Raw genomic sequence first — 19,650 nt, 5'->3', positions numbered from 1 at the left:
ACGCGTCAGGTCATGCTGACCGTGCTGACGCTCGCCGCTTTGCTGTCGCCGCCGCTGGAGCCCGGCCAGTTGCTTGCGCTGCCGGGCGTTTCGTCAGCCGATCAGGAGCGCTCCGCCGCCCGCGCCTGCCTTTACCATCCAGGCATGATCTGGTTTGCCTTGACCCGCTTCATCTTGGCAAAGGCGAGCGCGGCGAAGTCGAAGCTTCCCGCCTCTTCGCCGACCGGCACGGAAATGTTGTCGAGGCTTTCGGCGATGTGACGGGCCAAAGCGTCGACGATCTCCGGCTGCGAGGTCTGGCCGCGCATGATGCCGATGCGGCAATCCGGCAACTGGCCGAAGCCGTCGGCCTCGCCGAGCACGCGCATGCCGGGCCGAAGCGCGCATTCCGGCAGCACCGAGACCGCCAGGCCGGAAAGAACGGCCGCGGTGATGACGGTGGCCGAGAAGCTGGAAAACAGCACACGATACTCGCGGCTCTGGCGGTCGAGCACGTCGACCGCGGCGCGCCGCCAGATGCAGTTCGGCCGCCCGAACGCCATCGGCAGGATCTCCTGTTCATGCGTGGCGTGGTTGGCTGAGGTGACCCACAAAAGCGGCTCGCGCCGCACCACTTCCGACTGGCCGCGCGTGTCGTTATGCGTCACCAGCGCTAGGTCGAGATTGCCGCGCTTGATGTGCTCGACCAGCCCCGGCGTCGGCTCGCAGACGACCGTCAGTTCGACGCGCGGGTTGGAGCGCGAGAAGCGCGCCATGATCTCGGGCAGGAAGCGGTCGGCATAATCATCCGGCGTGCCGATGCGGATCGTGCCTTCGAGCCGCTGGTCGTCGAAGGCGGCAAGCGTCTCGCGGTTGAGATAGATCAGCCGCCGCGCATAGGAAAGCAGCCGGTCGCCCTCCTCGGTCAGCTTGTTGGTGCGGCCGTCCTTTTCGAACAGCGGCTTGCCGATGCGCTCCTCCAGCCGCCGCATCTGCATCGACACGGCCGACTGCGTCCGGTGCACCTCTTCGGCCGCGCGGGTGAAGCTTCCTGTGTCGGCGATCGAGATGAAGGTCTGCAACTGATCGAGGTCGAGCGGCGCTTTCATCGGTTCAACCTATCATTGATGTTGATGTTAGAGATTAAAAACATTCGTTGGATTAATCAATCGCGCGATGGCAAATTGGCATTGTCCACATGACAGCATGTGAATGGAAACCGGAACGGCGCTTCTCCCAAGGCGCCGATCGCCTGGTTTCGTCCGCTCGACTCCTGGAAGGAGAGACTGACATGACCACGATTGAATTCGCTTCCGAGACCCCGCGCATCACCACGCGTCCGGCCGTTGCGACGCGCGTGCTCAATGCTCTCGCCAACGCCTACGTCGCCTGGAAAAACCGCCGCGCCTTCTATCGCCTGGGCGAGATGTCGGACGCCGAGCTTGCCGATATCGGCCTGACGCGCTCCGACCTTCATGTCGCCGTCGCCGTGCCCTTCGGTCGCGATCCGACGGTGAAGCTGCGCGCCATTGCCAGCGAGCGCGCCGACACGATCGAGAATCTTGCTCGTCAGGTAGCCTGAACGGTCGCGTTGCCCGGATTTCCGGTCGCGTTGAACCTTTTCACAGCTCGGCGCGACCAAGTTTCAATGCAGGCTCCCACACTCCCTGCCGGTTCCCCGCCGGCCAGCCTGCACACTGCCCGGTTCTCCTCCAGGACCGGGCATTTTTTTAAGATGTACCGACCTTCAGGTGAGGCCGGCCTGCAAACGGCGGCTTCCTGCGCTTCCGGTGCTCACGTACTTAAGTACGCTCCGCTCCGGTTCTCGGAAACCACCGTTTTCGGCTCGGCCTGACCTGAATCTCGGCACACCTTTGGGCCGCGCGAGACCTAACGCCGATCCATGTCGCGTTTGAACTGGTCGAAGATTGTTCCGACGCTCTTCTCATATTCGTCGCGCTGCTGAGCACCGGTCTCGAACATCTTGCCGAAGATATCGTCGAAGGGGTTTCGCGGCCGGCCGCTCGGGTTGGTCCGCGGCTGTTGCGGCGCGCTCTGTTGCGGCTGCGGCGCCGGCTGTCCGCCGGGCAGGCCAAAGCCGCCACCGCCCTGGCGCAGCATCTCTTCGAAGATCTTGCCGAGCGGGTTGTCGCCATAGGGGCTCTGCGTCTGTTGCGGTTGAGTCTGTTGCGGCTGCTGTGCCGCGCCGCCGAACATATCCTGCAGCACCTTGCCAAGGGGATTTTCGCCATAGGGGTTGGGCGATTGCTGCGGCTGCTGCGCACGGCCGAACATATCCTGCAGCACTTTGCCGAGCGGGTTCTCGCCATAGGGATTGGGCGCGGGCTGCGGCGACTGGCGTTGCTGCGGCGCCGGCGCGACACCGCTTTGCCGCATCATCTGCTCGATGATCTCGCCGAGCGGATTGTTGCCGCCGCCGAAACCGCCGGCGGCCTGCATCTGCCCGCCACTCAATTGACTGTTGGTCTGCTTGAACAGCCCACCCATCATCATCGAAGCCATGGCCGGCAGCATCTGCTGCAGCACCTGCTGGCTCAATCCCGTTGCCTGCGCGGCTTGCGCTGCCACGGCGCGCGACAAATCCTTCGAGCCGAACAGATGGCCGAGAATGCCGTTGCCCTCATCGATGCCTTGCGGCGAAAAGGCCCTGGTAGCGTCCTCGAAATATTTGGCATGCTGGCCGCTCGCCATCGCCGTCATGAAGGCGCCGAGACCGTAAGGGTCGGCCGTGTTGCGCTGCAACCCCTGCGAGAAGGCGGGCAAAAGCGCCTGCACCGCGGCCTGTGTCTGCTGCATGGAAAGCCCGTATTGCTGTGCCAGCGCCTGCATGCCGGCGCCGTTCTGGGCCTGGGTGAAAATGTCGAACAGGGAAGGCATTGGGTTCTCCTCCGAGAATATCCTCGTAGGGAGCCTAGTTCGTTTCCATCACCGATTGAAGCGGCTTTCGGTAGCCAACCCCTCGGCGTTAATACGCATACTCCATGAACACCGGCTCTATCGAGCCGCCCCAGCGCGTGTGGTAGGCAGACAGCATCTCCTCGGCGCTGGTGGTGCCGCGCGCCACGACCTCGTCCAGCGTGTTGAGGAACGACGTCTCGTCATAGCCGTCGCGGTTCTTCTTGCCGCGGTTCTTCAGGCCCGTGCGGGAGATGGCGAGCACGTCGCGGGCGACGTCGCGCAAGGTGGCGTTGCGGAACGGCGCGGCGATGCCGAGCTCCGGCACGGCGTTGCGCATCGCCAGCGCTTCCTCGTAGGTCCAGCTCGAAGTCAGCGCCTCGGCGGCATCCAGCGCCTGCTCGTCATAGAGGAGCCCGACCCAGAAGGCGGGCAGGGCGCAGATGCGCCGCCAGGGCCCGCCATCGGCGCCGCGCATTTCCAGGAAGCGCTTCAGGCGCACGTCGGGGAACAGGGTCGAGAGGTGATTTGCCCAGTCCCCCATCGTCGGCAGGCCGTCGGGGATTTCATTGCGCGCCGCACCTGCCATGAACTGGCGGAAGGTGTAGCGCGTCATGTCGTGATACTGGCCGTCGCGGATGACGAAATACATCGGCACGTCGAGTGCCCATTTGACATAATCGGCGAAGCCGAAATCGGGCGAGAAGCAGAATTCGAGCATGCCGGAGCGCTGGTTGTCGGTATCACGCCAGATGTCGCCGCGCCAGCTCTGCAGTCCGTTCGGCCGGCTTTCGGTGAAAGGCGAGTTGGCAAACAGCGCCGTCGACAGCGGCTGCAGCTTCAGCGACACCTGCATCTTGCGGCGCATATCGGTCTCGCTCTCGAAGTCGAGATTCACCTGGATCGTGCAGGTGCGGTACATCATGTCGAGGCCCTTGGTGCCGACCTTCGGCATGTAGCGCGTCATGATCTCGTAGCGCGACTTCGGCATTTTCGGCGTGTCGGCCAGCGACCATTTCGGGCTGCCGCCGAGGCCGAGGAAGCGGATGCCGAGCGGCTCGGCGATCTCGCGCACCTGCGCCAGATGCGCGTTGCCTTCGCGGCAGGTCTGGTGGATCGACTCCAGCGGCGCGCCGGAAAGCTCGAATTGGCCGCCGGGCTCCAGCGAGATCGCGCCTTGGCCGGTCGGCTCGACAAGGCCGATGATGCGGCCGGCATCCATGATCGGATCCCAGCCGAGCTTTTCCTGCATGCCTTCCAGAATGGCGCGGATGCCGCGCTCGCCGCCATAGGGCACCGGCGCGTTGCCGTCGATATAGAAGGGGAATTTCTCGTGCTCGGTGCCGATGCGCCATTTTTCGCGCGGCTTGTTGCCGGCGGCCAGGTAGCCGACAAGTTCGTCGACGCCTTCGATGGGCTGGGTATCTGTTGTGTCGCGCGCCATCTAGCCCCTCCGTGCGCATGATCTCCGAAAACCGATACCGATTTCCGCTGGACGTCCTGCGCAAGTCTTTAAGTGTTACAGCGCCCTTTGCTCCACGAAAAGGTGGCGCGGGTGCTGCAGAGGCCGGACGGCCGCCGGCGCTAGATGGACGAAATGTCAGTAGCCGATCAAGCAAAAAATCCTGAGCCAGGCCTCAACAGGATTTGATCACCAGTCGCCGATCGTCGCCTGGATCACCCCCAATGCCGCCACCGCCGCGGTGTCGGCGCGCAGGATGCGCGGCCCGAGCGGGATGGCGGTGACGAAAGGCAAGGCCCTCAGCATCTTGCGCTCGTCATCGGAAAATCCGCCTTCCGGACCGACCAGAAGCGCAAGTTTCTTCTCACTGACCGCTTGCAAGGCCGGCAGCGGATTGTTGGTCGAGGCATCCTCGTCGCAGAAGATCAGCCGCCGCTCCTTGTCCCAACCGGCGAGCAACCGTTCCAGCTTCTCCGCTTCGCGCACTTCCGGCACCGCCAGGATGCCGCATTGCTCGGCCGCTTCCACCACATTGGCGCGCAGCCGTTCGATGCCGGGTTTTGCCACCTGCGTGTGCTGGGTGATGACTGGCTGCAGTATGCCGGCGCCCATCTCGACAGCCTTCTGCACCAGGTAGTCGAGCCGACCCTGCTTCAGCGGTGCAAAGCAATAGACGAGATCGGGCAGCGGCGGCTGCGGCCGCTGCAGCTCGAACACCCTCAGCCGGACCGCCTTCTTGGACTTCGCGGCGATCGACGCCGACCATTCGCCGTCACGACCGTTGAAAAGCAGGACCTCGGCGCCTTCGCTGAGCCGCAGCACATGGGCGAGATAATGGCTTTGCTGTTGCCCGGCGTCGAATTCGAGACCCGAGCCCAGATCGTCCGGCACGAACAGCCGCTGCATTTTGTAGTTGGCGCGCATCGCGGATGAATGGGCGAGGTCGGCTGCGGCGTCAAGCATCGACGGTTGGATGCCAGACCCCTGCAAAGCCTTGCCGCAGCACCGCGATGGTGGTCGCCGGCGTCAGCAGGCGCAGTGAGGACGAAGCGAAACGATCGAAGGCGATGGGATTCGAATAGCCCGCAAACGACCATTTGCGTACCGTGCCGGCACGCAGCGCATAGGCAGCGTCGCCCTGCGCGATCATCGTTCCGTCTGGCAAGCCTCCGAGCTCCGGTGCGGCCACGGCAGGCGGGCGTCCGCCCGAGGCCAGCCGCTCCTTGTGCAGCCTTTTATCGACCATTGGCGCGCGCGGCTCAGCAATGCCGAAGGCCTCGCCGAAGCGCTCTACGAACTCGGTCGCTCGTTTGCGTTGGCAGAAAAAGCAGGGCCGATGGCCGGCGGCCAAAGCCGTCACTTCGTCGAGGAAGAACAATTCGGTCCAGCCGGCTTTTCCTCCCGGCCTGTTGCGGCCCATCGGCTCGCGTCGCACCCTCCGGAATTGGCAAACGCAGATGATCCAGGCCGGCAAGGCCCAGCGCTTCCTCAGCAGCGTCTTGGTCTCCGGATCGTGGATGATGCCGCGATTGCCGGTGAACAGGCCGCGTTCCGGCACGGCATGGATGGCGCCGAAGGGGTCGACCCGGTTCTGCAGTGGCATAGCTTTCTCTCCGGCACGTATCTTGGCTGAAATACAAGCTGCATGATATCGCTCGCCCCAGCGTTTTCATGTCAGCAGGATTCTCGATGCGCGTGCTGGTGGTCCAGAACTACGACAATACCGGCCTCGGTCAGGTTGGTGCCGCTCTGGCCGAAGCCGGCGCCGATCTCGACCTGCGGCGTCCGTACCAGGGCGATCCGTTGCCGGAGGATGCAGGCGGGCATGATGCGATGGTCTTGCTGGGCGGCGGGCAGAATGCGCTGGCCGACGAGGACTATCCCTATTTCCCGGCGCTCCTCGAGCTGACGCGCGATTTCGCCGATAAGGACCGCTCGGTGCTCGGCATCTGCCTCGGAAGCCAGCTTCTTGCCCGCGCATTCGGCGGCGACAACCACATCGGCTGCGCCACCGAGTTCGGCTGGCACAAAGTCTCGCTGACGCCGGCCGCCAAGTCCGACCCGGTGCTGGCGGCGCTGCCCGAGAAGTTTCCGATCTTCGAATGGCATGACGACACCTTCGCGCTGCCGGAAAACGCCGTGCGGCTGGCCGGCAGCGAGGTCGCCGAAAACCAGGCCTTCCGCCTCGGTCGCGCCGTCTATGGCTTCCAGTTCCACTTCGAGGCGGATACGCCGATGGTGCGCGACTGGAGCACGTCCTTCGCGGCTACGATCGCCGAGCGCCATCCCGACTGGAACGATCGCCTCGGCGACGAGCTGGCCCGCAATGGCCCCGACGCTGACGCCGCCGGGCTGGCGATTGCCCGCGCCTGGGTAGCTACCATCTGATCATCCAGGCCGTCCTCGCCGGGCGTGGCATAATTGGCACGCCCGCGGGCTTCCGCCTGGGGATAACATTCTTCTTTCTTGGTTTGTGTCCGGCCGCTCTTCTAAGAGGGCGCGCTTCGTATCGTCGGTGCAACCGCCATGAACCTATTGTGTGATCCAGCCGACACACCGGCGATACAGAATCTGCTTAGAAGCGCGAAATCGTCGAAACATTGAGACGCATTTTATCGTTTCAACGCATTGGTAACCGCCTCGTGCCCAGATGCAGAAAGCTTAACCAGAGATGACGTCCGTGAGAGCAGCTCTCCTGTCTTTTGTCATGCTGTCTGCCATCGTCGTGTGCGGCCTCGGCATTTATGCTGCCGATGCAGCCAACAATCACCAAGCCGTCGACGGCTACGGCGTCACCGCCGCGCTTCGCTAAAGCCTGATCCTCCCCGACCGACGGAAAGCTGATCCCACGTCCGGATCACGGCTAGAACGCCTTTCCTTCGGCCGCCAGGATACGCTTTTCTGCGCCGTTGACGGCGAGCGCGCTCAGCGTTCCCGATTGCCAGGCGAGCGTGTCGACATTGACCCGGTTGGCGAATACTTCGGCCTCCGGCACCGGCGTGTGGCCGTGCACGATTACCTTCGGATAAAGGCCGGGGTGATCATGGAAGGCGTCGCGGATCCAGATCAGGTCCTGCGGGCTCTGGCGGTCGAGCGGAATGCCCGGCCTGATGCCGGCATGGCAGAAGAAGAAGTCGCCGAAGGTCACCGAAAAGGACAGCGAGCGCAGGAAGTCGACATGGGCTTGCGGCACCGCTTCGACCAACGCCGCGTGTCCGCGCGCCAGCGCCTCGTCCGGCCTGCCGAACCAGCTGCTGCCGGTCGAGAGCTTCACGCCGTATGACGCCGCGGTCTGGACCCCGCCATAGCGCATGAACAGCCCGTCGGGGTCCGGACGGTCGAGAAAATCGAGGAAGCCGATATCGTGATTGCCGGCAAGCATCAGGTTGCGCGGATCGCGCGCTCGCGCCTCGATCAGGAAGTCGATGACGCTTTTGGAGTCGGGTCCCCTGTCGGTATAGTCGCCGAGATGGATGATGCGCCAGTCGCAGGATGCTGCGCATTCCAGCTCGCTTTCGATACGGCGGTGCATGGCGACGAGCAGGTCGTGACGGCCATGCACGTCGCCAATCGCATAGAGCCTCATGCCGTCCGGCCCGCGCGCGTCCAGATAATGGATGCCGGTCTCAGTCAAGGCGAGCGTCTTCCCGTGTCGTTCATCACGGGAAACTAGGGCGGATCGGTGAATAAGGCCTAGCGCCGCAGCTGGTCCTTGCCCATGTCGGTTACCAAACGCTTACCACACAGCGCCAGCGTGATGTCCATCTCCTTGCGGATGATTTCGAGCGCCTTGGTGACGCCGTCCTTGCCCATCGCGCCGAGGCCGTAGAGGAACGGTCTGCCGATATAAGTGCCCTTGGCGCCGAGGCAGAGCGCCTTGAGCACGTCCTGGCCGGAGCGGATGCCGCCATCCATATGGACTTCGATCCGGTCGCCGACCGCATCGGCGATTTCTTCCAGCACCGAGATCGAGGAGGCGGCGCCGTCGAGCTGGCGCCCGCCATGATTGGAGACCACGATCGCATCGGCGCCGGTCTCAGCCGCCATCAGCGCGTCCTCCTTGTCGAGGATACCCTTCAGGATCAGCTTGCCGCCCCAGCGCTCCTTGATCCAGGCGACATCTTTCCACGACAGATGCGGGTCGAACTGCTCGTTCGTCCAGGATGACAGCGAAGAGACGTCGCCGACACCCTTGGCGTGGCCGACGATGTTGCGGAAGGTGCGGCGCGGCGTGCCGGCGATCCCCAGGCACCAGCGCGGCTTCAGCGCCAAGTCGATGATGTTGGCAAGCGTCATCTTCGGCGGCGCCGAGAGACCGTTGCGGATATCCTTGTGCCGTTGGCCGAGGATCTGCAGATCGAGCGTCAGCACCAGCGCCGAACACTTTGCCGCCTTGGCGCGGTCGATCAGGTTGAGCACGAAATCCTTGTCGCGCAGCACATAGAGCTGGAACCAGAACGGCTTTTTGGTCGCCGAGGCGACATCCTCGATCGAGCAGATGCTCATGGTGGACAGCGTGAACGGCACGCCGAACGCTTCCGCCGCCTGCGCCGCCAGCATCTCGCCGTCGGCATGCTGCATGCCGGTCAGTCCGGTCGGCGCAAGCGCTACCGGCATCGCCACCTTCTCGCCGATCATGGTCGATTCCAGCGAGCGGTTGCTCATGTCGACCAGCACGCGCTGGCGAAATTTTATCTTGCCGAAGTCCTCTTCGTTGGCCCGGTAGGTGCTCTCCGTCCAGGCGCCTGAATCGGCATAGTCGAAGAACATCTTCGGCACTCTGCGGCGTGCCAGCTCCTTGAGGTCGGCGATGGTGAGGATGTCGCTCATGGTGGTCCCCGCTAGATCTGTGCTTACGAGCGTTTGCGTGTGGGTTCGATGTCGCCCACGTCGGAGCGTTGCCTGAGGCGCAGCCTGGACACGCGCTGCCAGTCGCCGCTGCGCTCGGCTTCAGCCATCGAGCGCTCGACATAGGTGATGTGGTCCATCGCAGCCTTGCGCGCCGCGATCGGGTCTGCCGCCTTGATCGCGGCATGGATCGCCCGGTGCTGCTCGAGCAGCGCCTCGCGCGCGCCGGGCACGCCGAACACCAGAAGCCTGTTCTGGAACACGCCCTCCGACAGCAGCCGGTAGCAGGAACGCAGCGTGTGCAGGAGGATGATGTTGTGCGCGCATTCGCAGACGGCGTGGTGGAACTCGACGTCGATTTCCGCCTCGTCGTCGAAATCGCCGGTCCGGTGCGCCTCGTCCATGCGCGCCATGATGCGGTCGAGCAGGGCCAGATCCTCCGGCGTCGCGCGGCGCGCCGCATATTCGGCTGCTACCGCCTCGATCTCGCGCCGGTATTCCAGATAATCGGTCACCGCCTTGCGGTGCGTGGAGATCAGATCCGTCACCGGCTTGGTGAAGAGTTGGCCGATGACGTCGGCGACATGCGTGCCGCCGCCGGCCTTGGTCGTGAGCAGACCGCGGCCTTCCAGCGCCTTCAGCGCATCGCGCAGGATCGGCCGCGACACGTCGAACTGGCGCGCCAGCTCGCGCTCGCCGGGCAGCCGGTCGCCGGTGCGCAGCACGCCTTCGAGGATCAGGCTTTCGATCTGCTGCACCACCTCGTCGGCGGTGCGCGAATGCTCGATCCTGGAGAAAATGTCGCTCAAAGGGGCGCCTGGAGAACGGAACGGAGGTCGCCCAGATTAAAGCGTCCGTCGCCAACTGGTCAAATTATTTATCCAATTCGGCTAGTCCGATCGGATCGCTTGCCGCGCGTTACCATCCCGAAGCCCCAATATTTGCTGTTTACGCGTCTCGCCGATTGCCGCAAGACGACCGGATTGCACGATGGGTCGAAAATCAGGGGGACCAGCCGTGTCGGACGAGACGTCCAAGCTCGAATTCCAGCCGCGCGCGCAAGGCAGCGTGATGGGCTTCCCGGCGCATGAGGGGCGACCTGGCGCGCTGGGCGAGGTCCACGCCCGTCCGCACCCGCTGATCGAAAAACCGCGGGTGCTCATCCAGCTTTCCTTCATGACCGAAGGCGGCGCCGCGGTCGACCATGCCGTGCTCTCGGAACTTTCGCGGCGGCTGGGCATCGCCGCGCCCGAGCGCTATGCGCGCCATCATGCCATGAAATGGGGCAAGGGCACGCTGCGCTGGGAACGGCATACGGAATTCTCGACCTATCTCTGGGAGGGGCCGCTGGCCGAAAACGGCCGGGCCCAGGAGGATTCGCCCTTCGGCAATGGCTTCTCGCCGCCGGGTACCGTGATTTCCGGCATCCGCCTCGAAATCCGCAAATGGACGCAGGCGAGCGAAAAGCTGATCACCGGCTTCGACCCGACAAGCCTGTGTTATTCGCTGGTCGAGCAGGGCGCTGCCGCCATCATCACCGATTTCCGCCAGGACGGCGATGGCCTGACCCGCATGCTGGTGCTCGATCGCGGCCTGACGCCCGCCAGCACCGGCGCCTTGTCGCAGCGGCTGATCGACATCGAGACCTATCGGACACTGGCCATGCTCGGCCTGCCGATGGCGTTGACGCTGTCCGGCCGCGCCCGTCGCATCGAGGACCGCCTGGCGCAGACCACGTTGGAAATGAAGGCGGTCGAGACCCGCGACAGCCAGACGCTGCTTGCCGATCTCACCGAACTCGCCGCCGAGCTCGAGGCCGACGCCGCGTCCAGCCTCTACCGCTTCGGCGCCAGCCGCGCCTATGACGGCATCGTCACCGCGAGGCTCCAAGCGCTGGATGAAGAGCCGGTGCAAGGCTACGACACCTGGGCGGGCTTCCTGCTGCGGCGCATGGCGCCTGCCATGCGCACCTGCCGCTCGGTCGAGGAGCGCCAGGCCAACCTGTCGCGAAAACTCACCCGCGCCACCACGCTTCTGCGCACCTGGGTCGATGTCGACGTCGAGAAGCAGAACCGCGACCTGCTCGCCTCGATGAACAACCGCGCCCGGCTGCAACTGCGCCTGCAGCAGACCGTCGAAGGCCTGTCGGTCGCCGCCGTGTCCTATTATGTCGTCGGCCTCATCGGCTATGTCGCCAAGGGCGCCTCGATCTTCGGTCACGCTTTCGCGCCCGAAGTCGTCACCGCCGCCTCCGTCCCGGTCGCTATCCTGCTCGTTTGGTGGGGCGTGCGACGGGTGCGGAAAATGCATTCCGAGCCGGCGAAGCATCCGGGCGAATAGGCACCTCTTGTACCCTCCCCCTTGTGGGGAGGGTCGATCCGCATAGCGGATCGGGGCGGGGGTGCTCGTAAAGCGCCTCGCCGGCGCGGCCCCCACCCCGCTCACTTCGTTCGCGACCCTCCCCACGAGGGGAGGTAGAGCGCCAGCGGCAGATTGCCGCTGCGGAAGCTTGGCGTCACGCTCGCCGCCAAATGCGACCAAAGCAGCGTTTGCAACAAAACGGTCGAGCTGGTAAAAGATTTTGACCAGCCAAGCGAGATGAGGCCTGCCCGATGTCCGGCCTAGCCATGCCCAAGCCAGATGCCGAGACGATGCGCCGGCGCGCCGAGATCGTCGCCGACATGCGCATCATCGTGCCGGGCGAGGGGGTCGTCGACGCGGCCAATGAAATGCGCGCCTTCGAAAGCGACGGCCTCACCGCCTATCGGCAGTTGCCGCTGGTCGTGGTGCTGCCGGAAACGGTCGCCCAGGTCTCGCGCGTGCTGAAATACTGCAACGAGCGCAACATCCGCGTTGTGCCGCGCGGCTCCGGCACTTCGCTGTCCGGCGGCGCGCTGCCGCTAGAGGACGCGGTGCTGCTGGTTATGAGCCGCTTCAACCGTATCCTTCAAATCGATTATCCCAATCGCGTCGTTGTCGCCCAGCCGGGCGTCACCAATCTCGGCATCACCACCGCCGTCGAGCAGGAAGGCTTTTATTACGCCCCGGATCCATCCTCCCAGATCGCCTGCTCGATCGGCGGCAATGTCGCCGAGAATTCCGGCGGCGTGCACTGCCTGAAATACGGGCTCACCGCCAACAATGTGCTGGGCATCGAGATGGTGCTGATGAATGGCGAGGTGGTGCGCCTCGGCGGCAGCCATCTCGACCAGGAAGGCTACGATCTGCTCGGCGTGATGACCGGCTCGGAAGGCCTGCTCGGCGTCGTCACCGAGGTGACCGTGCGCATATTGAAGAAGCCGGAGACGGCGCGCGCTCTCTTGATCGGCTTTCCGACCAGCGAACAGGGCGGCCAATGCGTCGCCGACATCATCGGCGCCGGCATCATTCCCGGCGGCATGGAGATGATGGACCGCCCGGCGATTCACGCGGCCGAGGATTTCGTCCATGCCGGCTATCCGCTGGATGTCGAGGCGCTGTTGATCGTCGAGCTCGACGGACCGAGCGTCGAGGTTGATCACCTGATTGGCCTCGTCGAGGCCATCGCCTACCGCAACGGCTCGACCACCTGCCGCATCTCTCAATCGGAGCAGGAGCGGCTGAGTTTCTGGGCGGGCCGCAAGGCGGCTTTCCCGGCCGTCGGCCGCATCTCGCCGGATTACTACTGCATGGACGGCACCATCCCGCGCAAGGAATTGCCGAGGGTGCTCGCCGGCATGCGCGACCTTTCCGAGAAATACGGGCTGGGCGTCGCCAATGTCTTCCACGCCGGCGACGGCAATCTGCACCCGCTGATCCTCTACGACGCGAACGTGCCGGGCGAGCTCGACAAGGCCGAAAGCTTCGGCGCCGACATCTTGCGCCTTTGCGTCGAGGTGGGCGGCGTCCTGACCGGCGAGCACGGCGTCGGCGTCGAGAAGCGCGACCTGATGCCGGAAATGTTCAACCAGGTCGACCTCGACCAGCAGATGCGGGTGAAATGCGCCTTTGATCCCAACCACCTGCTCAACCCCGGCAAGGTGTTTCCGCAGCTGCGCCGGTGCGCGGAACTGGGAAGAATGCATGTGCATCGCGGGCAGGTGGCGTTTCCGGATATTCCGAGGTTTTGATGGGGGCTCAGGATCAAAGTTCCTCGCCCCCGCAAAGCGGGGGAGAGGTGGTTCGGGCGAAGCCCGAGACGGAGAGGGGGGCGGCCTATCAGCCAAGCCGCCGCTCGCCCGAGAAAATTGCCCGCGCCCGCGCGCTTCGTAGCGGCGATAACCAGGCGGAAGCGATCCTCTGGAACGAACTGAAGGCACGAAGGCTAGGCGGATACAAATTCGTTCGCCAGATGCCCATTGGTCCGTATTTCGCGGGTTTTGCGTGCAGGAGCGAAAGGCTGATTGTGGAATTGGATGGCAGCCAGCACGCGGACAGTTCGTACGACAGACCGCGGGATGAATTCATGCGGGGCGAGGGCTTCTCGGTTTTGCGGTTTTGGAGCTTCGATGTTTTGAAGAACAAGAGGAGCGTTTGCGAGACGATCTTTGCGGCGTTGGAAGGACGGCTTGCCGAAGACGTAGTTGCTGCCGACCTCAGGTTTGTTTTCGCAGCCAGGAAGACGGGAGACAGCGCTCTATGATGGCCCCCTCTCCGTCTCGGGCTTCGCCCGAGCCACCTCTCCCCCGCTTTGCGGGGGCGAGGAACCCAAGCTTTCCAAGGTCGCAACGTCGGCGGTCGGCGTTTCCTCGCCCCCATGAAATGGGGGAGAGGTGTCCGCGTAGCGGACGGAGAGGGGGCAGCGCTGCCGTATGCGATTGCCCTGGCCTGGCGGGGGCGAGGAAGGGCGCCCGCTCATGACCACCTTCACCCCCTCGACCGCAGCCGAAGTCCTTTCCATCGTCCGATGGGCGGCAGCCGAGGAAACACCGCTGGAAATCGTCGGCCACGGCTCCAAGCGCTTCATCGGTCGTCCGCTGCAGACCGAGCACACTCTCGACCTGTCACGCCTCACCGGCGTCACGCTCTACGAGCCGGCGGAGCTGGTGCTGTCCGCAAAAGCCGGCACGCCGCTTGCCGAACTTGAGCAATTGCTGGCCGAAAACGGCCAGCAATTCGCCTTCGAGCCGATGGACTACGGCCCTCTGCTCAGTAATGAACCGGGCAAGGGAACGATCGCCGGCGTGCTGGCTTCGAACCTGTCCGGCCCACGCCGGCTCAAAGCAGGTGCGGCGCGCGACCATATCCTTGGTGTCGCTGCCGTCTCTGGCCGCGGCGAGGCGTTCAAGTCGGGCGGGCGCGTGGTCAAGAACGTCACCGGCTACGACCTCTCCAAACTGATGGCCAACAGCTGGGGCACGATCGCCGTCTTGACCGACGTCACCTTCAAGGTCCTGCCGAACGCGGAAACCGAAGTGACCTTGGCCGTTCGTGGCCTGCTCGACGATGCCGCCATGGCTGCAATGGCGCTGGCGCTTGGCTCCAGCGCCGAAGTGTCGAGCGCCGCGCATCTGCCGGAGCGCATCGCCGCGAAGGTCGCCGGCGGCAAGCATGGCAGCGATGCCACGACGCTGTTGCGCGTCGAGGGCTTTGGACCGTCGGTCGTCTATCGCATCGAGGCGCTGAAGCAACTGCTCGGCAAGGCCGGGCCGCTGGAAGAGATCGCCGGCGAGGCCTCGAAAACCATCTGGCGCGACATTCGCGATTGCGTGCCTTTCGCCGACGGCGGCACGCGACCGGTTTGGCGCGTCTCGATGGCGCCGTCTGAGGCGCATCACATGGTGATGGCGCTGCGCATGCAGGCGGCCGTCGATGCCTTCTATGACTGGCAGGGCGGCCTGGTGTGGCTGTTGATGCGCGAGAACGACCCGGAAGCCGAATTGCTGCGCGGACTGATCCGCAAGCATGGTGGCGGCCATGCGACGCTGGTGCGCGCGTCCGCGCTGCATCGCGCGGCGCTGCCGGTGTTCGAGCCGCAGCCGCCGCATCTGGCAGCGCTGTCGGCGCGACTCAAGGCCGAGTTCGACCCGAAGCAGATTCTCAACCCCGGCCGCATGGCCTAGAGTAATTCAGGAAAAGTGTGAAACGGTTTTCCGTCCGGAATTGCGTCTAAACAGAGCAACCGCAATGCAGACCAATTTCTCCGCCGCGCAGCTTGCCGACCCGCATGTCGCGGAATCGGAAAAGATCCTGCGCAAATGCGTGCATTGCGGCTTCTGCACCGCCACCTGCCCGACCTATGTGACGTTAGGCAACGAGCTGGACTCGCCGCGCGGCCGCATCTACCTCATCAAGGATATGCTGGAGAACGGCCGGCCGGCCGACAAGGAGATCGTCACCCATATCGACCGCTGTCTGTCCTGCCTTGCCTGCATGACGACCTGCCCCTCGGGCGTGAACTACATGCATCTGGTCGACCATGCCCGTGCCCATATCCAGGAGACCTACAGGCGCCCGCTGCTCGACCGGCTGACGCGCGCCATGCTGGCCTTCGTGCTGCCTTACCCATCCCGCTTCCGCGCCGCGCTGAAGCTCGCAGGCCTCGGCCGGCCGTTCATCGGCCTGTTCGAAAGACTGCCGGCACTGAAGCCGGTCGCGGCCATGCTGAAGCTCGCGCCCGCGTCGATCCCGCCGGCATCGCCGCTGGCTTCGCCAGGCACGCATGCCGGGAAAGGCGCAAGGCGCGGCCGCGTCGCGATCCTCACCGGCTGCGCGCAGTCCGTGCTCGATCCGGCGATCAACGGTACCACCATCTCCCTGCTGACAAGATTGGGCGTCGAGGTCGTTGTGCCGGAAGGCGAAGGCTGCTGCGGCGCGCTCGTCCATCATATGGGTCGCGAGGGTCAGGCCCTTGCCTCGGCAAGGCAGAATGTCGACGCCTGGACGCGCGCTATCGACCACGGTGGCCTCGATGCCATCATCATCACCGCATCGGGCTGCGGCACCACGATCAAGGACTATGGTTTCATGCTGCGCCTCGATCCGGCCTATGCCGAAAAGGCGGCGCGCCTCTCGGCTCTCGCCAAGGACGTCACCGAATATCTCGCCGCTCTCGACCTGCCCGAGCCGGTGCGCAAGCCGGGCACGGTCGTCGCCTACCACTCGGCCTGTTCGATGCAGCATGGCCAGAAGATCACCCGCCAGCCGAAGGAGCTTCTGGCCAAGGCCGGCTTCGTCGTGCGCGAGCCGCGCGAAGGGCATCTGTGCTGTGGCTCGGCCGGCACCTACAACATCCTGCAACCCGAGATTTCGGCCAAATTGCGCGACCGCAAGGTGAAAAACATCGAGGCGACTGGCGCTTCAGTCGTCGCCACCGGCAACATCGGCTGCATCACCCAGATCGCGTCCGCCGCGAAGTTGCCGGTCGTGCACACGATCAAGCTGCTCGACTGGGCCTATGGCGGTCCGAAGCCGGAAGGTGTTTCTGACAGCGGTTTGATCGCTGCCGAATAATTACTCCGCCGCGAGCTGGTCCGGCACGCCATAGGTCGCGCGATAAAGTGCGCGCTGGCGGTTGAGCGCCACCATGGTGTTGCGCAACAGGATCGCGACCGTGAGCGGGCCGACGCCGCCCGGCACCGGCGTGATCCAGGACGCCACTTCCTTGACGCTGTCGGTGTCGACGTCGCCGACAATACGGGTTTCGCCGTCGGGCCCGATCTCGGAATTGATGCCGATGTCGATGACGGCTGCTCCCGGCTTCACCATGTCGGCTTTGATCAGCCGCGGCTTGCCGACGGCGACGAACAGCGCATCGGCGCGCCGCGCATGGGCGGCCAGCGATCGCGTCATGTGATGGCACACCGTCACCGTCGCGCCTTCGCTCATCAGCAGGAAGGCGATGGGCTTGCCGACGATCTCCGAATGGCCGACGACGACCACTTCCAGCCCCTTGAGCTCGAGGCCGGTCTCTTTCAGCAATTCGACCGAGGCCGCCGCCGTGCAGGGCGCCAGGTCGAGCTGGTTGTAGACGATGTTGCCGATCGAGGCCGGATGCATACCTTCGACGTCCTTCAGCGGATGCACCGCCGCTTGCAGCGTCTTGATCGGAATATGCGCCGGCACCGGCCGCTGGATGATGATGCCGGTGACGCGCGGGTCGGCATTGAGGCCGTGGATCGCCGCTTCCAGCTCGCCGGCGGTGATGTCGGCGGCAAAGCGCCGTTCCTCGAAGGAGATACCGGCGAGGGCTGCCTTGGCGCGCTGGTTGCGCACATAGACATCGACCGCGGCGGTATCGCCGACGGTGATCGAGACTAGCTTCGGCGGAAAACCTTCGGCCGTGGCGATCGCTGCGTCTTCGCGCACCGAAGCGATGATGCGCTGGGCGACCGGGCCGCCCTTCAGGTAGCGGCTGTCGTCGGTTCGGGTCATGGCTGGCACCTCTGCCTTCTGAAGCAATTCGCAGGACAAGCGCAACAGCGGCTTTCTGTCTGGAATTGCGCGCAACAACTGAGATTTGTGCGCTGCAATAGCAGAGAAGCGCCGGGAAATCAGCCCCGAAAGCGAAACCGCCTGCTTTGCGGGCGACTTGCAGCGTCATGCATCGAAAAACGCACAACGAAAAAGGCAGCGCGGTTTCCCTGCGCTGCCTTTTCGCGACTGGCCGTATCCCCACACGGCCCGTCCCCCGTAAACCCCTTCACTGGTTAAAGCACATCCAGCAGGATAGCACTATGACTTGGCTGCAACAGCATCGGACAAAAAGTGCTGCGCCGTCTAACCAGCTGATTCGCTGTGACTATATCACCTCGACCGTGGTTCCGACATTCACGCGCTCATAGAGATCGACGACATCTTCGTTGCGCATGCGGATGCAGCCGGAAGACACCGCGCCGCCGATCGTCCAGGGCTGGTTGGTGCCATGGATGCGGTATTCGGTGGTGCCGAGATAGAGTGCGCGCGCGCCGAGCGGGTTCTCGATGCCGCCCGCAAGATAGGTTGGCAGGTAGCGGCCCTTGGCAGCCTCGCGCTTGATCATCTCCGCGGGCGGACGCCAGTCCGGCCAGACCTTCTTGTCGGTGATCTTGTGCGTGCCGGACCATTCGAAGCCGGGCTTGCCGGTGCCGACGCCGTAGCGCCGCGCCTTGCCGTTCTTCTCGACCAGATAGAGGAAATTCTGGTGCGTATCGATGACGATGGTGCCCGGCTTGGCCGGGCCGTCATAGGCGACTTCCTGCGGCAGGTAGACCGGATTGATCTGCGGCCGCATCACCATGCGCTTGGCCGGCTGCTGCACGGCCGCCGTCTTCTGCCCGTCGGGCTGCGACTGGAGCAGGCGCTGCAGCGGCTGCTGTACCGCCTGCCGGGTTGGGCGCACGATGCCCGGCGCATGGCCGAGCTGCAGCACCCAGGGCGCCGAGAGGTCGGGGCTCACCATCACCGGCGGCACGTCGGCATAGCGGTCATTGGCAAGGGAAGTCGTGGCGCCGGCGGCAAGAATGGCCACCGCGCCGAGCAGGGAACAAAACGCTGTCTTCATCGGAACGCACCTTGATCGACTCATCCGGGGCGTAGGGAGCCCGCGGTTTCGCGATCCTTGGCGCGGAGCGGCAAGCAAAACATGAATCGGAATGCGTAAAATGCCGCTTTGTCAGTAAACCTTTTGGTGTGGTTACCGGCCGGTTCAGGAATCTGGTAAAGCCACGGTAAAAGCTGCGCCGAGGCGCGTTAACGAATGGATCTGCTAGCAATGGCAACTGAAAATGCCGGCATTCTCGACGGGCCCGACGGCAAGGCGCGCTGTTTCTGGCACGGCAATTTGCCGGACTATCTTCATTACCATGATCATGAATGGGGCCGGCCGGTAACGGATGATCGCCGGCTGTTCGAAAAGATCTGCCTCGAAGGCTTCCAATCGGGCCTGTCGTGGCTGACCATCCTGCGCAAGCGCGAGAATTTCCGCGAGGCCTTCGCCGGTTTCGACTTCGACAAGGTCGCGGCATTCACCGATAAGGATGTCGAGCGCCTGCTCGGCAATGCCGGCATCATCCGCCATCGCGGCAAGATCGTTTCGACCATCAACAACGCCAAACGCGCCCGCGAGATGGTGGACGAGTTCGGCTCGCTCGCCGCCTGGTTCTGGAAGTTCGAGCCGGGTCCGGGCGAGCGGCCCGAAATCGTCGACCTGGCGCATCTGCGCGCCAACCCGACGACGGCGGTGTCGGTCAGGATATCGAAGGAATTGAAGAAGCGCGGCTGGAGCTTTGTCGGCCCGACGACGGTCTACGCCTTCATGCAGGCGATGGGCCTAGTCAACGACCATCTCGAAGGCTGCTACTGCCGCGCCGAGGTGGAGAAAGAGCGCAAGAAGCTGAAGCGACCGAAGTAGGCGCTTTTGCCTTCTCCCCTTGTGGGCCTGTTGCGTAATTGGCTGGTTGTGATTCCCTGAGAAGGAAGCTCGGAGGGAATCGCAATGGCGGTGAAGCAGACGGGGCAGTTGAGCCTGGCGGAAGCATTTCTGGGCC

Annotated in this window: 19 protein-coding genes; 9 read left to right on the top strand and 10 right to left on the bottom strand. The window is 64.3% G+C overall.

Annotated elements, in window-relative coordinates; genetic code table 11:
* Positions 1–131: 131 nt before the first annotated feature.
* On the bottom strand, positions 132–1,088 hold the full coding sequence (locus O7A05_RS26085; RefSeq protein WP_224515716.1) for a LysR substrate-binding domain-containing protein: 957 nt from the start codon (positions 1,086–1,088) through the stop codon (positions 132–134).
* Between the two features lie 182 nt (positions 1,089–1,270).
* Between O7A05_RS26085 and O7A05_RS26080 the strand changes: the two genes are divergently transcribed.
* Positions 1,271–1,561 (top strand): DUF1127 domain-containing protein, encoded by a 291-nt coding sequence (locus O7A05_RS26080; RefSeq protein WP_337095821.1) that lies wholly within the window; start codon positions 1,271–1,273, stop codon positions 1,559–1,561.
* Between the two features lie 308 nt (positions 1,562–1,869).
* Here O7A05_RS26080 and O7A05_RS26075 read toward each other — a convergent pair whose 3' ends face one another.
* From O7A05_RS26075 to O7A05_RS26060, 4 genes are all read right to left on the bottom strand, one after another.
* Complete coding sequence (locus O7A05_RS26075; RefSeq protein WP_337095820.1) at positions 1,870–2,877, bottom strand: DUF937 domain-containing protein; 1,008 nt, start codon at positions 2,875–2,877, stop codon at positions 1,870–1,872.
* Between the two features lie 88 nt (positions 2,878–2,965).
* Complete coding sequence (locus O7A05_RS26070) at positions 2,966–4,339, bottom strand: glutamate--cysteine ligase (RefSeq protein WP_337095818.1); 1,374 nt, start codon at positions 4,337–4,339, stop codon at positions 2,966–2,968.
* Between the two features lie 207 nt (positions 4,340–4,546).
* Positions 4,547–5,281, bottom strand: a complete 735-nt coding sequence (locus O7A05_RS26065) for a 16S rRNA (uracil(1498)-N(3))-methyltransferase (RefSeq protein WP_337095910.1) — start codon at positions 5,279–5,281, stop codon at positions 4,547–4,549.
* Between the two features lie 31 nt (positions 5,282–5,312).
* A complete protein-coding gene (locus O7A05_RS26060) occupies positions 5,313–5,960 on the bottom strand; it encodes a hypothetical protein (protein WP_337095817.1) in 648 nt (215 codons plus the stop codon).
* A gap of 86 nt (positions 5,961–6,046) precedes the next feature.
* Here O7A05_RS26060 and O7A05_RS26055 point away from each other — a divergent pair, with 86 nt between their 5' ends.
* Positions 6,047–6,745: a type 1 glutamine amidotransferase gene (locus O7A05_RS26055; RefSeq protein ID WP_337095909.1), complete on the top strand. Its 699-nt coding sequence runs from the start codon at positions 6,047–6,049 to the stop codon at positions 6,743–6,745.
* A gap of 292 nt (positions 6,746–7,037) precedes the next feature.
* Positions 7,038–7,169: a hypothetical protein gene (locus tag O7A05_RS26050; RefSeq protein ID WP_337095914.1), complete on the top strand. Its 132-nt coding sequence runs from the start codon at positions 7,038–7,040 to the stop codon at positions 7,167–7,169.
* 51 nt (positions 7,170–7,220) lie between these two features.
* Here the strand turns inward: O7A05_RS26050 and O7A05_RS26045 are convergent, their stop codons facing one another.
* From O7A05_RS26045 to O7A05_RS26035, 3 genes are read right to left on the bottom strand one after another with little or no spacing between them, the layout of a single operon-like run.
* A complete protein-coding gene (locus O7A05_RS26045) occupies positions 7,221–7,991 on the bottom strand; it encodes a metallophosphoesterase (protein ID WP_337095816.1) in 771 nt (256 codons plus the stop codon).
* A gap of 59 nt (positions 7,992–8,050) precedes the next feature.
* Positions 8,051–9,187 carry an alpha-hydroxy acid oxidase gene (locus O7A05_RS26040; protein WP_224586414.1) on the bottom strand — a complete coding sequence of 379 codons (1,137 nt, stop codon included), beginning with the start codon at positions 9,185–9,187 and terminating at the stop codon, positions 8,051–8,053.
* A gap of 23 nt (positions 9,188–9,210) precedes the next feature.
* Positions 9,211–10,014 (bottom strand): FCD domain-containing protein, encoded by an 804-nt coding sequence (locus O7A05_RS26035; RefSeq protein WP_337095815.1) that lies wholly within the window; start codon positions 10,012–10,014, stop codon positions 9,211–9,213.
* Positions 10,015–10,222: 208 nt separating this feature from the next.
* Here O7A05_RS26035 and O7A05_RS26030 point away from each other — a divergent pair, with 208 nt between their 5' ends.
* From O7A05_RS26030 to glcF, 5 genes are all read left to right on the top strand, one after another.
* On the top strand, positions 10,223–11,545 hold the full coding sequence (locus tag O7A05_RS26030; RefSeq protein ID WP_337095813.1) for a DUF3422 family protein: 1,323 nt from the start codon (positions 10,223–10,225) through the stop codon (positions 11,543–11,545).
* A 272-nt stretch (positions 11,546–11,817) separates the two neighbouring features.
* A complete protein-coding gene (locus O7A05_RS26025) occupies positions 11,818–13,314 on the top strand; it encodes an FAD-linked oxidase C-terminal domain-containing protein (RefSeq protein ID WP_337095812.1) in 1,497 nt (498 codons plus the stop codon).
* Positions 13,314–13,826 (top strand): endonuclease domain-containing protein, encoded by a 513-nt coding sequence (locus tag O7A05_RS26020; RefSeq protein WP_337095811.1) that lies wholly within the window; start codon positions 13,314–13,316, stop codon positions 13,824–13,826. Before O7A05_RS26025 ends, O7A05_RS26020 begins: the two co-directional genes overlap by 1 nt.
* Before the next feature lie 214 nt (positions 13,827–14,040).
* Complete coding sequence (locus O7A05_RS26015) at positions 14,041–15,246, top strand: FAD-binding protein (protein ID WP_337095808.1); 1,206 nt, start codon at positions 14,041–14,043, stop codon at positions 15,244–15,246.
* A 64-nt stretch (positions 15,247–15,310) separates the two neighbouring features.
* The gene (gene glcF / locus O7A05_RS26010; protein WP_337095807.1) at positions 15,311–16,636 is read left to right on the top strand and encodes a glycolate oxidase subunit GlcF; all 1,326 of its coding nucleotides are present in this window, start codon (positions 15,311–15,313) and stop codon (positions 16,634–16,636) included.
* Here the strand turns inward: glcF and O7A05_RS26005 are convergent, their stop codons facing one another.
* The gene (locus O7A05_RS26005) at positions 16,637–17,557 is read right to left on the bottom strand and encodes a bifunctional 5,10-methylenetetrahydrofolate dehydrogenase/5,10-methenyltetrahydrofolate cyclohydrolase (protein ID WP_337095805.1); all 921 of its coding nucleotides are present in this window, start codon (positions 17,555–17,557) and stop codon (positions 16,637–16,639) included.
* Positions 17,558–17,924: 367 nt separating this feature from the next.
* Positions 17,925–18,665, bottom strand: a complete 741-nt coding sequence (locus O7A05_RS26000; protein WP_337095803.1) for a L,D-transpeptidase — start codon at positions 18,663–18,665, stop codon at positions 17,925–17,927.
* Positions 18,666–18,875: 210 nt separating this feature from the next.
* Between O7A05_RS26000 and O7A05_RS25995 the strand changes: the two genes are divergently transcribed.
* The gene (locus O7A05_RS25995; protein WP_337095802.1) at positions 18,876–19,514 is read left to right on the top strand and encodes a DNA-3-methyladenine glycosylase I; all 639 of its coding nucleotides are present in this window, start codon (positions 18,876–18,878) and stop codon (positions 19,512–19,514) included.
* Positions 19,515–19,650 lie beyond the last annotated feature (136 nt).

Origin of the sequence: Mesorhizobium argentiipisi (SeqCode) (assembly GCF_037179585.1) — a bacterium.
Classification (GTDB): domain Bacteria; phylum Pseudomonadota; class Alphaproteobacteria; order Rhizobiales; family Rhizobiaceae; genus Mesorhizobium; species Mesorhizobium argentiipisi.
The sequence above is the reverse complement of the archived record's forward strand: the minus strand, read 5'-3'. Positions and strand labels throughout refer to the sequence as shown.

Excerpts from the sequence above, each read along its gene's own strand:
- O7A05_RS26025 (WP_337095812.1), top strand. The coding sequence starts at position 11,818 with ATGTCCGGCCTAGCCATGCCCAAGCCAGATGCCGAGACGATGCGCCGG.
- O7A05_RS26005 (WP_337095805.1), bottom strand. The coding sequence starts at position 17,557 with ATGACCCGAACCGACGACAGCCGCTACCTGAAGGGCGGCCCGGTCGCC.
- O7A05_RS26000 (WP_337095803.1), bottom strand. The coding sequence starts at position 18,665 with ATGAAGACAGCGTTTTGTTCCCTGCTCGGCGCGGTGGCCATTCTTGCC.
- O7A05_RS26060 (WP_337095817.1), bottom strand. The coding sequence starts at position 5,960 with ATGCCACTGCAGAACCGGGTCGACCCCTTCGGCGCCATCCATGCCGTG.
- O7A05_RS26055 (WP_337095909.1), top strand. The coding sequence starts at position 6,047 with ATGCGCGTGCTGGTGGTCCAGAACTACGACAATACCGGCCTCGGTCAG.
- O7A05_RS25995 (WP_337095802.1), top strand. The coding sequence starts at position 18,876 with ATGGCAACTGAAAATGCCGGCATTCTCGACGGGCCCGACGGCAAGGCG.
- O7A05_RS26020 (WP_337095811.1), top strand. The coding sequence starts at position 13,314 with ATGGGGGCTCAGGATCAAAGTTCCTCGCCCCCGCAAAGCGGGGGAGAG.
- glcF (WP_337095807.1), top strand. The coding sequence starts at position 15,311 with ATGCAGACCAATTTCTCCGCCGCGCAGCTTGCCGACCCGCATGTCGCG.
- O7A05_RS26040 (WP_224586414.1), bottom strand. The coding sequence starts at position 9,187 with ATGAGCGACATCCTCACCATCGCCGACCTCAAGGAGCTGGCACGCCGC.
- O7A05_RS26085 (WP_224515716.1), bottom strand. The coding sequence starts at position 1,088 with ATGAAAGCGCCGCTCGACCTCGATCAGTTGCAGACCTTCATCTCGATC.
- O7A05_RS26075 (WP_337095820.1), bottom strand. The coding sequence starts at position 2,877 with ATGCCTTCCCTGTTCGACATTTTCACCCAGGCCCAGAACGGCGCCGGC.
- O7A05_RS26070 (WP_337095818.1), bottom strand. The coding sequence starts at position 4,339 with ATGGCGCGCGACACAACAGATACCCAGCCCATCGAAGGCGTCGACGAA.
- O7A05_RS26080 (WP_337095821.1), top strand. The coding sequence starts at position 1,271 with ATGACCACGATTGAATTCGCTTCCGAGACCCCGCGCATCACCACGCGT.
- O7A05_RS26065 (WP_337095910.1), bottom strand. The coding sequence starts at position 5,281 with ATGCGCGCCAACTACAAAATGCAGCGGCTGTTCGTGCCGGACGATCTG.
- O7A05_RS26015 (WP_337095808.1), top strand. The coding sequence starts at position 14,041 with ATGACCACCTTCACCCCCTCGACCGCAGCCGAAGTCCTTTCCATCGTC.